General features: G+C 67.0%; 12 protein-coding genes and 1 pseudogene. 11 read left to right on the top strand and 2 right to left on the bottom strand.

Annotated features, from left to right (window positions below; genetic code table 11):
* Nucleotides 1-192 (top strand): annotated as a pseudogene (locus QMX82_RS14130) (nitroreductase family protein); the annotation flags it as partial.
* A gap of 48 nt (nucleotides 193-240) precedes the next feature.
* Here QMX82_RS14130 and rsgA read toward each other — a convergent pair.
* Nucleotides 241-1,263, bottom strand: a complete 1,023-nt coding sequence (gene rsgA / locus QMX82_RS14125; RefSeq protein ID WP_133862332.1) for a small ribosomal subunit biogenesis GTPase RsgA — start codon at nucleotides 1,261-1,263, stop codon at nucleotides 241-243.
* A gap of 94 nt (nucleotides 1,264-1,357) precedes the next feature.
* Between rsgA and QMX82_RS14120 the strand changes: the two genes are divergently transcribed.
* The 5 genes from QMX82_RS14120 to QMX82_RS14100 all read left to right on the top strand — a co-directional run bounded on the left by QMX82_RS14120 (nucleotide 1,358) and on the right by QMX82_RS14100 (nucleotide 6,001).
* Complete coding sequence (locus tag QMX82_RS14120; RefSeq protein WP_282284591.1) at nucleotides 1,358-2,128, top strand: class I SAM-dependent methyltransferase; 771 nt, start codon at nucleotides 1,358-1,360, stop codon at nucleotides 2,126-2,128.
* A gap of 50 nt (nucleotides 2,129-2,178) precedes the next feature.
* Nucleotides 2,179-2,727: an oligoribonuclease gene (gene orn, locus QMX82_RS14115; protein WP_158896605.1), complete on the top strand. Its 549-nt coding sequence runs from the start codon at nucleotides 2,179-2,181 to the stop codon at nucleotides 2,725-2,727.
* Between the two features lie 16 nt (nucleotides 2,728-2,743).
* Nucleotides 2,744-3,358 (top strand): trimeric intracellular cation channel family protein, encoded by a 615-nt coding sequence (locus QMX82_RS14110; protein WP_042137396.1) that lies wholly within the window; start codon nucleotides 2,744-2,746, stop codon nucleotides 3,356-3,358.
* Nucleotides 3,359-3,455: 97 nt separating this feature from the next.
* Nucleotides 3,456-5,327 (top strand): PAAR domain-containing protein, encoded by a 1,872-nt coding sequence (locus QMX82_RS14105; protein WP_282284589.1) that lies wholly within the window; start codon nucleotides 3,456-3,458, stop codon nucleotides 5,325-5,327.
* The gene (locus QMX82_RS14100; RefSeq protein WP_282284587.1) at nucleotides 5,324-6,001 is read left to right on the top strand and encodes a DUF2931 family protein; all 678 of its coding nucleotides are present in this window, start codon (nucleotides 5,324-5,326) and stop codon (nucleotides 5,999-6,001) included. The genes QMX82_RS14105 and QMX82_RS14100 overlap by 4 nt, the downstream gene beginning before the upstream one ends.
* 16 nt (nucleotides 6,002-6,017) lie before the next feature.
* On the opposite strand, the gene queG is transcribed toward QMX82_RS14100, so the two are convergent.
* Nucleotides 6,018-7,082: a tRNA epoxyqueuosine(34) reductase QueG gene (gene queG / locus QMX82_RS14095; RefSeq protein WP_133862328.1), complete on the bottom strand. Its 1,065-nt coding sequence runs from the start codon at nucleotides 7,080-7,082 to the stop codon at nucleotides 6,018-6,020.
* A 61-nt stretch (nucleotides 7,083-7,143) separates the two neighbouring features.
* On the opposite strand from queG, the gene QMX82_RS14090 reads away from it, so the two are divergent.
* Genes QMX82_RS14090 through miaA form a run of 5 tightly spaced genes read left to right on the top strand, consistent with a single transcriptional unit; the run spans nucleotide 7,144 to nucleotide 13,463 of the window.
* Nucleotides 7,144-8,631 (top strand): NAD(P)H-hydrate dehydratase, encoded by a 1,488-nt coding sequence (locus tag QMX82_RS14090; protein ID WP_282284585.1) that lies wholly within the window; start codon nucleotides 7,144-7,146, stop codon nucleotides 8,629-8,631.
* Nucleotides 8,619-9,080 (top strand): tRNA (adenosine(37)-N6)-threonylcarbamoyltransferase complex ATPase subunit type 1 TsaE, encoded by a 462-nt coding sequence (gene tsaE / locus QMX82_RS14085; RefSeq protein WP_133862326.1) that lies wholly within the window; start codon nucleotides 8,619-8,621, stop codon nucleotides 9,078-9,080. Before QMX82_RS14090 ends, tsaE begins: the two co-directional genes overlap by 13 nt.
* Nucleotides 9,081-9,118: 38 nt before the next feature.
* Nucleotides 9,119-10,549: an N-acetylmuramoyl-L-alanine amidase gene (locus QMX82_RS14080; protein WP_282284581.1), complete on the top strand. Its 1,431-nt coding sequence runs from the start codon at nucleotides 9,119-9,121 to the stop codon at nucleotides 10,547-10,549.
* Nucleotides 10,542-12,440: a DNA mismatch repair endonuclease MutL gene (mutL, locus tag QMX82_RS14075; protein WP_282284580.1), complete on the top strand. Its 1,899-nt coding sequence runs from the start codon at nucleotides 10,542-10,544 to the stop codon at nucleotides 12,438-12,440. The genes QMX82_RS14080 and mutL overlap by 8 nt, the downstream gene beginning before the upstream one ends.
* Before the next feature lie 42 nt (nucleotides 12,441-12,482).
* On the top strand, nucleotides 12,483-13,463 hold the full coding sequence (miaA, locus tag QMX82_RS14070) for a tRNA (adenosine(37)-N6)-dimethylallyltransferase MiaA (RefSeq protein WP_282284579.1): 981 nt from the start codon (nucleotides 12,483-12,485) through the stop codon (nucleotides 13,461-13,463).
* Nucleotides 13,464-13,511 lie beyond the last annotated feature (48 nt).

The following is a 13,511-nucleotide window of genomic DNA, read 5'->3' as shown; positions in this document are numbered from 1 at the left end:
GCCCTGGCCAACGCCGGCAGCGGCGCCAGCCTGCAGCACTACAATCCGCTGCCCGATGCCCTGGCCGCCGCCGAATGGAAACTGCCGGAGACCTGGCATCTGCGCGCGCAGATGCCCTTCGGTTCCAACGAAGGCGACTTCCCGGAGAAGGGCTTCATGGACGACGCCGAGCGCTTCCGCGTCTTTGGCTGATGGTCGTCGACTGATACAAGAAAACGCCGGGCTTGCCCGGCGTTTTGCTTAGTAGCGCGACTCGCCATCGAGGCTGGCCAGGATGTGCCGGTAACTGGCCATCCGCTGCGGATGGATGTCACCGCGCTCCAGGGCCGCGAGCAGAGCGCAGCCGGGTTCGCGCTCGTGCTTGCAGTCGCGGAAGCGGCAGTGGCCGAGGTAGTCGCCGAATTCCTTGAAGCCGGCTTCGACGTCGTCACGGCTGACGTGGCTGAGGCCGAATTCGCGGATACCGGGCGAGTCGATCAGATCGCCGCCATCGGGAAAGTGGAAGAGCCGGGCGGTGGTGGTGGTGTGGGTGCCCTTGTTGGTCAGCTCGGACAGCGGTCCGACGCGGGTATCGACGCCCGGCAGCAGGGCGTTCACCAGCGACGACTTGCCCACCCCCGATTGACCGACGAAGACACTGACATGCTCGTCCAGCTCGCTCTTGAGCTGGTCCATGCTCAGGCCGTTGTGGGCCGAGACTTCCAGCAGCGGATAGTCCAGCTCGCGGTAGACGCCCAGCAGTTCGTCCAGCGCCGGGCCGTTGTGCGCGTCGATCAGATCGGCCTTGTTGAGCAGCAGCAGCGGCTGGATGCCGGCATGCTCGGCGGCCACCAGGTAGCGATCGATGAGATTGGCGTGAGGCGTGGGCAGCGGGGCGAAGACGATCACCAGGCGGTCGACGTTGGCCGCCACCGGCTTGAGGAGGCCGCGCATGTCCGGCCGGCAGATCTCCGAACGCCGCGGCAACTGGGCGACGATGACGCCGTTGCCCTGGAGGCTTGGGCGAAACACCACCCGGTCGCCGGTGACCAGGGTCGGCAGGTTGGCGCGCAGGTGACAGCGCTGCAGCTGGCCGTCGTCATCCTCGACCTCCACCTGAACGCCGAAGTGGGCGATCACCAGGCCTTGTTGCTCCGGTCCCAGGTCGCCGCCTTCGAGTTCGTCGATCAGCTTGGATTCGCGCTTTTCCGCGCGGGCGGCGCGTTCGGTCTGGATTTTTTCGATCCGCCAGCTCTGGCGACGGGTCAGGTGGCGTTTGGCCATGGGATATCCGCGGGTTTCAGGACCGCTGAGTCTAGCATTGGCCGCCTCTCGCGGATTACCTAAACTTGGCGTACCTCGTCGCTCCGGAGCCCCCATGCTGGCCCATCTCGCCTCGCGCTATCCGCTGTTGCTGGCCGTGCTGGTGCAACTGGCCGCCCTGGTGGTCGCCGTCGTCGGCATCCGCCTGTGGGCCGGCTTCGCCGGCCAGCGCCCCTCGCTGCTGGCGCTGGTCTGCCTGCAGGCGGTACTGGCGGCTCTGTTGGGCGAGTTGCTGGGACTCGCCCGCTGGTGGGTGTTCATCAATGTGCTGTTCGCCCCGGCGCTCTACCTGGTCAGCGGTCGCGGGCTCTCGGCGGGCATCGCCGCGCTCGGCTTCCTGCTGCTCCTGCTGCTGAACTGGAACAGCCTGCGCGAGCGGGTACCGCTCTATCTCACCGGGCGCCAGACCCGCGAGCGGCTGGCCGAATTGCTCGCCGAGCGCGAGCCGACCTTTCGCTTCGTCGACCTCGGCTGCGGCCTGGGCGATACCCTGGTCGATCTGTCCCGGCGCTTTCCCCAGGCCACCTTCGTCGGGGTGGAGACGGCGCCACTGAGTTTCGCCCTGGCCTGGCTGCGCTGCCTGCCTCGGCGCAATTGCCAGGTGCGCTATCGCGATCTCTGGCGGGTGGAGCTGGGCGAGTTCGACGTCGTCTACTGCTTTCTCTCGCCGGTGCCCATGCCACGCCTGGGCGACAAGGCCCGCACGGAACAGCGGGCCGGCAGCTGGCTGATCAGCAACACCTTCGAGATTCCCGACCAGCCCGCGGATCAGGTGCTGGAGGTAGGCGACCTGCGTGGCAGCCGGCTGCTGCTCTGGCGCCGGTAGGTACGCGGCAGGCGCGCTGCTACACTGGTGCCATCATCAAGGAGTTCACCATGACCGCCCCCAATCCGCAGCACCTGATCTGGATCGACCTGGAAATGACCGGCCTGGATCCGGATCGGGACGTGATCATCGAGATGGCCACCATCGTCACCGACAGCGATCTCAATGTGCTGGCCGAAGGCCCGGTGCTGGCCATCCACCAGTCGGACGAGATCCTGGCCGGCATGGACGAGTGGAACACCCGCCAGCATGGCGGCTCGGGGCTGACTCAGCGGGTGCGCGAGAGCACCGTCGATACCGCCCAGGCCGAGGCCCTGACCCTGGAATTCCTGCAGCAGTGGGTGCCCAAGGGCAAGTCGCCGATCTGCGGCAACAGCATCTGTCAGGATCGCCGCTTCCTCTATCGCCGCATGCCGGAGCTGGAAGCCTACTTCCACTACCGCAACCTGGACGTTTCCACCCTCAAGGAACTGGCCGCGCGCTGGGCGCCCCATGTGCGTGACGGCGTGAAGAAGAGCGGCAGCCACCTGGCGCTGGACGACATCCGCGATTCCATCGCCGAGCTGCGGCACTATCGCGAGCACTTCATCAAGGTCTGACGGCCACCCGTCCGTGTTGCTGTCCATCCTCTATCTGGTCGCGATCACCGCCGAGGCCATGACCGGCGCCCTGTCCGCGGGGCGCCGCGGCATGGACCTGTTCGGCGTGGCGCTGATCGCCAGCGTCACCGCCCTGGGCGGCGGCTCGGTGCGCGACGTCCTGCTGGGGCACTATCCGCTGGGCTGGGTAAAGCACCCGGAGTACCTCGCGCTCACCGTCGGCGCGGGCCTCGCCACCGTGGCCATCGCGCGAGTCATGCGCTATCTGCGCCGGCTGTTCCTGGTGCTCGACGCCCTGGGCCTGGTGGCCTTTACCGTGATCGGCTGCCAGGTGGCCCTGGAGATGGGCCTGAGTCCGGCCATCGTCATCGTCAGCGGCACCCTCACCGGCACCTGCGGCGGCATCCTGCGCGACATCCTCTGCAACGACGTACCCCTGATCCTCAGGCGCGAGCTCTATGCCAGCGTGGCGGTACTCTCCGCCGGCTGCTACCTGCTCTGCCGCCCGTGGCTCGGCGAAGAGCAGGCGCTGCTCATCACCCTGGCCGCGGGGTTGCTGCTGCGCCTGCTGGCGTTGAGATTCAACTGGCAGATGCCGACCTTCACCTATCCGGACGATCCCCACGGTTGAGGCCGTGAGAAATTGCGCGGTATCGCGCTGAAAGGCTTGTCCTAGAGCCTTTTGTGCGGCATTTTTCAGGCCCCAGTTACCGATAGGGAGATCGGTCATGTCTGGAAAGCCTGCTGCTCGCCTGGGCGACGCCGTCGCCTGCCCCAAATGCGGTACCACCGCCCTGGTCCAGGGCTCCACCGATGTCGCTTTCGATGGCCTACCCGCCGCCGCCCTTGGCCATGCCTGCGGCTGTGGCGCCGCCCTGAGCGCCACGGTCATCCCCACCGTCCTGATCAACGGCCGGCCTGCGGCGGTGCTCGGCAGCCTTACCAGCCATGGCGGCGTGGTGATCGGCGGCTCGGGCAGCGTCATCATCGGCCTGGACGCCGGCGGCGCGCCCAAGGGCGCCTGCGCAAGCCGTGCAGGCACTACCGGCCTGGCACCGGGGCAGGGCAAGCCTTCGGCACTGCGCTCCCGGGAGCGACGGGATATCGAGGAGCCTGCCAACCACCCGGAGGGCGCACCTGTTGTCAGGGATGAAGCCGCCGAACAGGCTGAGCGCCCGCTAGAACAGCGCATCACCCTGCGCATCGGCGTCTTCTTCGACGGCACCGGCAACAACCTCTTCAATGCCGCCACCGGTGCGGCTTGTCGGGCGGAAGAGCAGGGCTTTCGTCAGGATCAGGCGCGCAGCATCGCAAGGCATTGCGAGAAGTTCATGCTGAGTGCCGATGGCAGCTATGCGGGGGCGGAGACGAATATTGCGCGGTTGTATCGGCTCTACCGGGACGATACCCAGCGGGCGATTGAGTCGGACGAAAGCTCGGCAGTCATCCCCGTCTATATCGAGGGCATCGGTACGCGGGCCGGTCAGCCGGATAATCTGCTTTCGATGGGGACGGGGCTAGGTAGGAGTGGTGTACTGGCTTGTGTTGAGACATTTCCATCAGCCTTTGCTAAACAGCATGTGTTATTTCAGCGGAGCAACCCTAGCGTCGTTGTCGATACTATTGAATTCGATCTTTTTGGATTCAGCCGTGGTGCGGCAGCGACTCGCCACTTTGCCAACGAAGTGCTTAAGGTTGAAGGGGGTATCGCCGCAGTAGGCCTAGCACCGTGCTTCCTTTGGCAGCGCGCCAAAGTGAAACTCAACTTCATCGGCCTGTTCGATACTGTGGCGGCGATAGCCGATCCCCTGCGGGGCGATTTCAGTCCGGCCAATGCAGTAAATCCTGGACTTAATCTTTATTTACCATCCGGTTGTGCGCTAAAGGTAGTGCAGTTGGCCGCGCAGCATGAGTACCGCCGTAATTTCGCCTTGACCAGCGTGGCACCTGAGCATGAGGAGATATTTCTGCCTGGCGCACATGCCGATGTCGGGGGTGGCTATCCGGATGAGATGCAGGAGCGATTGCTGTTGACCCAGCCGAGAGCTTCCCGTGAGCCCAAGGGCACGGATAGCCACCAGGCCTGGAGCTATCGTCAGGCCGAACTGGAGTTGCGGCGCCTGCAAGGGACGCCTTGGTACGACTCCACCAGCACTCGTCTTGGCATCGATACCTGGCGCCTCGAGTTGCCCCGCGTCCGAGGTGACCTGCCGGAAGTCGAAGTCTTCGCGGCGATACGGTTGGAGCGGCAGGTGCGTGGAGAGCTATCCCTGGTTTATCTGCGGATAATGCACCGTCTGGCCAGCGCCCAGGGTGTGCCCTTCATTGCTCTTGACGAAGAGGATCCGGAGTGGCGCTTGCCTGCCGACCTGGTTCCTATAGCCAGCAAGCTTCAGGCAGGCAGTCCGCATGCGCCTGAGCCACTGAGTCAGGCCGAAAATCGTCTGCTGCTCAGTCGCTATATGCACAGATCGGCTCACTGGAATGCGCGTGTGGGCAGTGGCCTGGGCAATGTGGATGCAATCTTTGTTGATGCACCCACCGCCGATGGTAGGCGCAGCCTCTATCCCAATCGTCCCCAAGCAGGATACCCGCGATGAGGCGCTGGCTGCTGTCTATCGCCCTGTTCATGAGCCTGGCGGGTTGCCAGTCCGGCGCCGCGAACAAGCTGCCCTATGACGCCTGGTACCTGGGCTTTCTGGCGCCCAACTATATGGAAGTCTGGCTGGAGCAAGCCAACATTGGCGACAACAGTGGGCGTATCTTTCCCAATGCCATGGGGGGAGTGGTCGCCATGGGGCAACCGGCTAGCCTATCGGCTACCGCCAAAGGCTGGCCTAGGCGAATCGGCTCAGGCAAAGGTCGTACTCTGACCGGCCTGGATCTGCCCTATGTCGTATCCCTACGCTGGCAATCCATGGTCGAGCCTCAAACCTATCACGCACTGTTTACCATCCCCGATTGGGCCAGGGCAAAGATGGTCGAGCGTATCCCGGACCAGTGTCCGGGCGGCTACCACTTCGACTATCGCGAAGCCCTCACCATCGGCCTGGCCCCCGGCGGGGTGGTCAAGGTCTGGATCATGGGTCCCTGCCTCGATCCCATCGAAGTCATGACCCTCCAGGCCGAAATCGAGCCCAAGGGGCCCTATGGTGGCAAGTCGGGCGGCAAGTACCGGCCGCTGTCGCCGGTGGTCAAGCGCTATGTCGACAAGTACGGCGTGCCCTACGGCAGCTGGTGGGCACCTATCCCCTACACCACGGTAGGGCCCTGAACGTCTTACCTGCCGCTCAGGCCTCGCCGTGCCGCTGCAGCGCCCATTCCACGTGCTCGCGCACCAGGGGCGAAGGATGCTCGCGCTGCAGCTTCAGGGCTTCCACAACCGGGATGCTGGTGGGGGCATTGCCCAGGCCGACGGCCAGATTGCGCAGCCAGCGCTCGTAGCCGGCGCGGCGCAGGGGCGAGCCTTCGGTGCGGCTGAGGAATTCGGCTTCGGTCCAGCGGAACAGTTCGGCCAGGCTGGCGCTGTCCAGGCTGTGACGCGGCTGGAAATCGCCTTCGGCAGTCGGCTTGGCGAAGCGATTCCAGGGGCAGACCAGCTGGCAGTCGTCGCAGCCGAAGACCCGGTTGCCGATTAGTGGCCGCAGCTCCAGCGGGATGGAGCCCTTGAACTCGATGGTCAGATAGGAGATGCAGCGCCGGGCGTCGAGCTGATAGGGGCCGACGAAGGCCTGGGTCGGGCAGATATCCAGGCAGGCGCGGCAGGTGCCGCAGTGATCGCGCGGGGTGGGTTCGTCCACCGGCAGGGGCACATCGACGAAGAGTTCGCCGAGAAAAAACCAGCTGCCGGCCTTGCGATTGAGCACCAGGGTGTTCTTGCCGATCCAGCCCAGGCCGGCCTGTTCGGCGATGGCCTTTTCCAGCACCGGCGCACTGTCGACGAAGGCGCGATAGCCGAAGGGGCCGATCTCGCCCTGGATGCGCTCGGCCAGCTGTTGCAGGCGCTTGCGGATCAGCTTGTGGTAGTCGCGGCCCAGGGCGTAGCGCGAGACGTAGGCGGCCGCACCGTCGGCCAGGCGCTCGCTCATGCGGGTGTCGCCGGGCAGGTAGTCCATGCGCAGGGAAACCACCCTCAACGTCCCCGGGACCAGTTCGGCCGGTCGCGAACGTTTGCTGCCGTGCGCGGCCATATAGTCCATCTCGCCATGGAAACCGGCGGCCAGCCAGCGCTCCAGATGTTCCTCGTGACGTGCCAGATCCAGCCCGGCGATGCCGGTCTGCTGAAAGCCCAATTCCCGACCCCAGGTCTTGATGAGGTCGGCCAGGGCGGCGAGATCGAGAGCGACAGCGGACATCGACGGGAACGCACAGGCAGGAGGGCCGCCTATTTTGCCAGACTCCGGAGGCTTTCCCAGCATGCACGACGAACTGCCGTTCCAGCTCTACAGCGCCCAGCAGGTACGGGATCTCGACGCCCAACTGATCGCCGGCGGTCTGCCCGGTCTCGAGTTGATGAGGCGCGCGGCGGCCGCGGCCTGGCGCTCGTTGCGCCACGGCTGGCCCCATGCCGGCGCCCTCTGCGTGCTGGCCGGCGGTGGCAACAATGCTGGCGACGGCTATCTGGTCGCTGCGCTGGCGCGCAAGGCCGGCTGGCAGGCCCGGGTCTGGTACCTGGCCGATCCCGCCGGACTCCAGGGCGACGCCGCCCTGGCCCAGGCCGAGGCCCTGGCCGCCGGCGTGGACATCCAGCCCTGGCGCGCGGACGCCCCGCTCGAAGGCGTGGTGGTCGACGCCCTGCTGGGCACCGGGCTCAAGGGCCCAGCGCGGGCGCCCTATGCGGCGGCCATCGAGCGGATCAACGCCAGCGAACTGCCGGTGGTGGCCATCGACCTGCCGTCCGGACTGGACGCCGATACCGGCGCCGCTGCAGGTCCGCTGGTACGCGCCGACCTGACCATCTCCTTCATCGGTCTCAAGCTGGGGCTGTTCACCGGCAAGGGGCCGGATCACGTCGGCAGTCTGGTATTCGAGCCGCTGATGGAGGAGCCGCAGAATCCTGCTCATGCCACCGCCCAGCGCCTGGCACCCGGCAACCTGCCACGCCTGGCGGCGCGCCCGCTCAATGCGCACAAGGGGCAGTACGGTCATCTGCTGGTGATCGGCGGCGACGAAGGCACCGGTGGCGCGGCCATCATGACCAGCGAGGCGGCGCTGCGCTGTGGCGTGGGCATGCTCAGCCTGGCGACCCGGCCGGCCAATGTGACCGCGGTGCTGGCGCGGCGGCCGGAGGTCATGGTCGCCGGGGTGCACTCCAGTTTCGCCGTGCTGGAGCTGGCCAAGAAGGCCGATGTGCTCGCGGTCGGACCGGGCCTGGGGCAGGGCGCCTGGGGCAAGGCCCTGGCCAGTGCCGCCGCGACGCTGGACGTCGTCCAGGTCTGGGACGCCGATGCCCTCAATCTGCTGGCCGCCGGGGTGGTCGAGGCGCCACGCGGGCCCTGGGTGATGACGCCCCATCCGGGCGAAGCGGCGCGGCTGCTGGAGGTCTCGATCAAGGACATCGAGGCCGATCGTCCCGGCAGCGCCCGCGAACTGGCGCGGCGCTACGGCGGCGTGGCGCTGCTCAAGGGCTTCGGCACCCTGATCGCCCACCCGGACGGGCGCATGGCGCTGTGCGGAGAGGGGCACCCGGCAATGGCCACGGGTGGCCTGGGAGACATTCTCACCGGTATCATCGCCGCCCTGCTGGGGCAGGGGCTGGCGCCCTTCGAGGCCGCCTGTCTGGGCGCCTGGCTGCATGGCCGTGCCGGTGCCGAGTTGGGTCGCCAGGGCCGCGGTCTCGCCGCCAGCGATCTGCCCCCGGTCGCCCGCCAGTTGCTCGAGGAACTCCAGCCATGCCTGAACTGACCCTGCACGCCGCCGATGAAGACGCCATGTATGCCCTGGGTGCCCGCCTGGCCCAGGCCAGCGGCGGTCGCGGCGTGCTCTATCTGCACGGCGATCTGGGTGCCGGCAAGACCACTCTGTCGCGGGGCATCCTGCGCGGTCTCGGCCATGGCGGGGCGGTGAAGAGTCCGACCTTCACCCTGGTCGAACCCTACGAACTGGCCAGCGGTGCGGTCTATCACTTCGACCTCTACCGCCTGGCCGATCCGGAAGAACTGGAATTCATGGGGATTCGCGACTACTTCACACCCGAGGCCTTGTGCCTGGTGGAATGGCCCGAGCGCGGTCAGGGCTTTTTGCCAAAGCCGGACCTGGACATTACCATTACGCCACGCGCCGACGGCCGTGATCTACGCCTGGTCAGCCAGGGCGCTCACGGCGAGGCCTGGTGCGCCGCCCTCGCGCCCTAGGCGCCGATCCCTCGTTCTCCAGCTATACGGTCGCAGGCATGCGCAAGCGTTTTTTCAGGTCGGGACTCGGCCTGTTGTTGTTGATTCTCAGCAGTCAGTTGCTGGCCGCCACCCAGATCAAGGGTATGCGCGTCTGGCGCGCGCCCGACAATACCCGTCTGGTGTTCGATCTGACCGGCCCGGTCAAGGCCAGCATCTTCACCCTCAGTGCCCCGGATCGCATCGTCATCGACCTGTCCGGCGCGCATCTCGACGGTGGGCTGAACGAAAAGCCGCTGCGCAACACCCCCATCACCGGCCTGCGGGCGGCCCAGCGTTCGCCGGGCGAGGTGCGCCTGGTGCTGGACACCAAGGGTGCCCTGACGCCCAAGAGTTTCACCCTGGCGCCCAACAAGGAATACGGCAATCGCCTGGTGGTCGATCTCTACGACCAGGGCACCGACCCTGCCACCAGCGACATCCCCGCCACGGTCACGCCCAATCTGCCGGCCACCCCGGTGACCCCGGCCCAGCCGGCGACCCGTCTGCCCTCCAGCCCCAGTGGCAAGCGCGACGTGGTGGTGGTGATCGACCCCGGTCATGGCGGTGAGGATCCGGGCGCCATCGGCCGCGGCCGGCTGTACGAGAAGAACGTGGTGCTGGCCATCGCCAAGCAGCTGCAGGCCAATCTCAACCGACAGAGGGGCTTTCGCGCCGAGCTGACCCGCACCAGCGACTACTTCATCCCGTTGCGCCAACGACAGGTCATCGCCCGCAAGAAGGGGGCCGACCTGTTCATCTCCATCCATGCCGACTCCGCGCCCAGCGCCAGCGCCGAGGGCGTCACCGTCTTCGCCCTGTCCCAGCGCGGCGCCACCTCCGAGGCGGCGCGCTGGCTGGCCGATGCGGAAAACCGCTCCGACCAGGTCGGCGGGGTGTCCGATGCCCTGGACAACAAGGACCCGATGCTCGCCGGGGTGCTCATGGACCTGTCCATGACCGCCACCGTGGCCTCCAGCCTGGAGGTCGGCCAGACCATCCTCGGTCAGGTCGGGCGCGCGACCAAGCTCCTGCATTCGCGGGTGGAGCAGGCGGGTTTCATGGTGCTGAAGTCGCCGGACATCCCCTCGATCCTGGTGGAGACCGGCTTCATCACCAATGCCAACGAGTCGGCCAAGCTGGCCAGTCCGGCGCATCAGGGCCTGCTCGCCCGGCAGATCCAGGCCGGTATCGTGCAGTACTTCCAGCATCGTCCGCCGCCAGGCACCTACCTGGCCTGGCAGCGCGAGCAGCGGGGCGACAAGGTCGGCAGCGTGCGCGGCTTCGATCAGCACCGGGTGCAGCCCGGCGAAAGCCTGAGCCTCATCGCCCGTCGCTATGATGTCGACCTCTCCACCCTGCGCGTCGCCAACGGGCTGCGCGGCAATCGCATCCGCTCCGGTCAGGTGTTGACCATCCCCACCCACGAACTGGCGGCCAGCAATGACTGAACCCCGGCGCATCCAGCTGCTCAGCCCGCGGCTGTCCAACCAGATCGCCGCCGGCGAGGTGGTCGAGCGCCCCGCCTCGGTGGCCAAGGAGCTGCTGGAGAACAGCCTGGACGCCGGTGCCCGGCGCATCGACATCGAGGTGGAACAGGGTGGGGTCAAGCTGCTGCGCATCCGCGACGACGGTCACGGCATCCCGGCGGATGACCTGCACCTGGCCCTGGCGCGCCATGCCACCAGCAAGATCTATCACCTGGACGAACTGGAAAGCGTCACCAGCCTGGGCTTTCGCGGCGAGGCCCTGGCGTCGGTCAGTTCGGTGTCGCGCCTCACCCTGACCTCGCGTTTTCGCGGCGAGGACCAGGCCTGGCAGGTGGAGACCGAAGGCCGCGAGATGCAGCCACGGGTGCAGCCCGCCGCCCATCCCCAGGGCACCTCGGTGGAGGTGCGCGACCTGTTCTTCAATACCCCGGCGCGGCGCAAGTTCCTGCGCGCCGAAAAGACCGAATTCGATCACCTGCAGGAAGTGGTGCGGCGCCTGGCGCTGGCGCGCTTCGACGTGGGTTTTCATCTGCGACACAACGGCAAGAGCGTGCTGGCCCTGCATCCGGCGAGCGATCCCCAGAGTCAGGGGCGGCGCGTCGGCGCGGTCTGCAGCCCGGCCTTTCTCGAACAGGCGCTGCCGCTGGAGCACGAGCGCAACGGCCTGCGCCTGTGGGGCTGGGTCGGCCTGCCGACCTTTTCGCGCAGCCAGGCGGATCTGCAGTACTTCTATGTCAACGGCCGCATGGTGCGCGACAAGCTGGTTGCCCACGCGGTGCGCCAGGCCTATCGCGACGTTCTCTACAATGGCCGCCACCCGGCCTTTGTGCTGTTCCTGGAAGTGGATCCAGCGGTGGTGGACGTCAACGTCCATCCCACCAAGCACGAGGTGCGCTTCCGCGATAGCCGCCAGGTGCACGACTTCCTCTACGGCACCCTGCACCGGGCCCTGGGCGATATCCGCCCGGACGACCAGCTCGCCGTGGTGGCGCCCACGGCGCCAGCGCCGCTGAGCGGTCCGGCCGCCGGCGAATTTGGCCCCCAGGGCGAGATGCGCCTGGCTGCCGCCATGTTGCACGACAGCCCTGCGCCGCCGGCCCAGCCCTTCGCCGGTGGCGGCGGGTCGGGTGGTGCCGCGCATTACGCGCCCACCCTGCAGCCCTATGCGGGTGCGCCGGTGGCCGAGGTGCAGAGCGCCTACAAGGCCTTCTTCGCGCCGCTGCCGGAGGGTGCCGAAGCCGCGTCCCTGCCGGTGGAGCAGGGCGACGTACCGCCGCTGGGTTATGCCCTGGCGCAACTCAAGGGCATCTACATCCTCGCCGAGAATGCCCAGGGCCTGATCCTGGTGGACATGCACGCCGCCCACGAGCGCATCACCTACGAGCGGCTCAAGGTGGCCATGGCCAGCGAAGGCCTGCGCGGTCAGCCGCTGCTGGTGCCGGAATCCCTGGCGGTCAGCGAGCGCGAGGCCGATTGCGCCGAAGAGCACGGCCAGTGGTTCGAGCGCCTTGGCTTCGAATTGCAGCGGCTCGGCCCCGAGACCCTGGCCATCCGGCAGATCCCCGCGCTGCTCAAGCAGGCCCAGGCCGCGCGACTGGTGCAGGACGTGCTCGCTGACCTGCTGGACTATGGCACCAGCGATCGCATCCAGGCGCACCTCAACGAATTGCTCGGCACCATGGCCTGCCATGGCTCGGTACGCGCCAACCGGCGGCTGACCCTGCCGGAGATGAATGCCCTGCTGCGCGACATGGAAACCACCGAGCGCAGTGGCCAGTGCAACCACGGTCGTCCCACCTGGGCCCAGCTCAGCCTGGATGACCTGGACAAACTCTTCCTGCGCGGCCGCTGACCGCCTCGCCGTGTCCCGCGCGGCGCCCTTCGAGAATCGCTCATGACCGCCCCCCTGCCGCCCGCCATCTTTCTCATGGGGCCGACCGCCTCCGGCAAGACCGATCTCGCCATCGAACTGGCACGGCTGCTGCCCGTCGAGCTGATCAGCGTGGATTCGGCGCTCATCTATCGCGGCATGGACATAGGCACCGCCAAACCTGACGCCGAGCTGCTGGCCGCCCATCCGCACCGGCTGGTGGACATCCGCGATCCCGCCGAGAGCTATTCCGCCGCCGAATTTCGGGCCGATGCCCTGGCGGCCATGGACGAGATCACCGCGGCCGGGCGCATCCCGCTGCTGGTGGGCGGCACCATGCTCTATTTCAAGGCCCTGCTCGAAGGCCTGGCCGACATGCCCGGTGCCGATGCCGGCGTACGGGCCGAGATCGAGGCGCTGGCGGCCACGGCGGGCTGGGGCGAGATCCATCGGCAACTGGCCGAGGTCGATCCGGTATCGGCCGCGCGCATCCATCCCAACGACCCCCAGCGCCTCCTGCGCGCCCTCGAGGTGTATCGCGTCAGCGGCCAGTCGATGACCGCGCATCGCGCGCTGCAAATGAGCGCCAATGCCGATTCGAACGGCGCGCCCCAGACGCAATTACCCTATACTGTGGCCCAATTGATCCTGGCGCCCGGTCGGCGTGAGGTGCTCCATGCGCGTATCGCCGAGCGCTTCAATCTGATGCTGGAACAGGGCTTCATCGACGAAGTTTCAGCCTTGCGGGAACGTCCCGATCTGCATCCTGGTCTGCCGTCCATGCGATCCGTAGGCTATCGTCAGGTGTGGGAGTTCCTGGAAGGGGATTGCACGCGGGAAGAGATGGTGGCGCGTGGCGTGGCGGCGACGCGGCAATTGGCGAAGCGGCAGTTGACCTGGTTGCGTGGCTGGCCCGCCGCGCTCACCTTCGACAGCCTGGCTTGTGACAATCTGCCGCGGATCTTGAAATGCCTGGCCGGTGACACCATATCGCCCCACAGCTGAATCGTTTTTGTCCGCGTGTCCATGGTGGGCAGCGGAAACTGGCATGTC

The organism is Pseudomonas sp. PS02302 (genome assembly GCF_029959585.1).
Lineage (GTDB): Bacteria > Pseudomonadota > Gammaproteobacteria > Pseudomonadales > Pseudomonadaceae > Chryseomonas > Chryseomonas aestiva.
Note: the sequence above shows the minus strand (reverse complement) of the source record. Positions and strands in the feature narration are given on the sequence as shown.

Coding starts and splice junctions, on each gene's coding strand:
- QMX82_RS14120 (WP_282284591.1), top strand. CDS start 1,358: ATGCTGGCCCATCTCGCCTCGCGCTATCCGCTGTTGCTGGCCGTGCTG.
- QMX82_RS14100 (WP_282284587.1), top strand. CDS start 5,324: ATGAGGCGCTGGCTGCTGTCTATCGCCCTGTTCATGAGCCTGGCGGGT.
- QMX82_RS14080 (WP_282284581.1), top strand. CDS start 9,119: ATGCGCAAGCGTTTTTTCAGGTCGGGACTCGGCCTGTTGTTGTTGATT.
- QMX82_RS14105 (WP_282284589.1), top strand. CDS start 3,456: ATGTCTGGAAAGCCTGCTGCTCGCCTGGGCGACGCCGTCGCCTGCCCC.
- miaA (WP_282284579.1), top strand. CDS start 12,483: ATGACCGCCCCCCTGCCGCCCGCCATCTTTCTCATGGGGCCGACCGCC.
- orn (WP_158896605.1), top strand. CDS start 2,179: ATGACCGCCCCCAATCCGCAGCACCTGATCTGGATCGACCTGGAAATG.
- QMX82_RS14090 (WP_282284585.1), top strand. CDS start 7,144: ATGCACGACGAACTGCCGTTCCAGCTCTACAGCGCCCAGCAGGTACGG.
- rsgA (WP_133862332.1), bottom strand. CDS start 1,263: ATGGCCAAACGCCACCTGACCCGTCGCCAGAGCTGGCGGATCGAAAAA.
- mutL (WP_282284580.1), top strand. CDS start 10,542: ATGACTGAACCCCGGCGCATCCAGCTGCTCAGCCCGCGGCTGTCCAAC.
- tsaE (WP_133862326.1), top strand. CDS start 8,619: ATGCCTGAACTGACCCTGCACGCCGCCGATGAAGACGCCATGTATGCC.
- queG (WP_133862328.1), bottom strand. CDS start 7,082: ATGTCCGCTGTCGCTCTCGATCTCGCCGCCCTGGCCGACCTCATCAAG.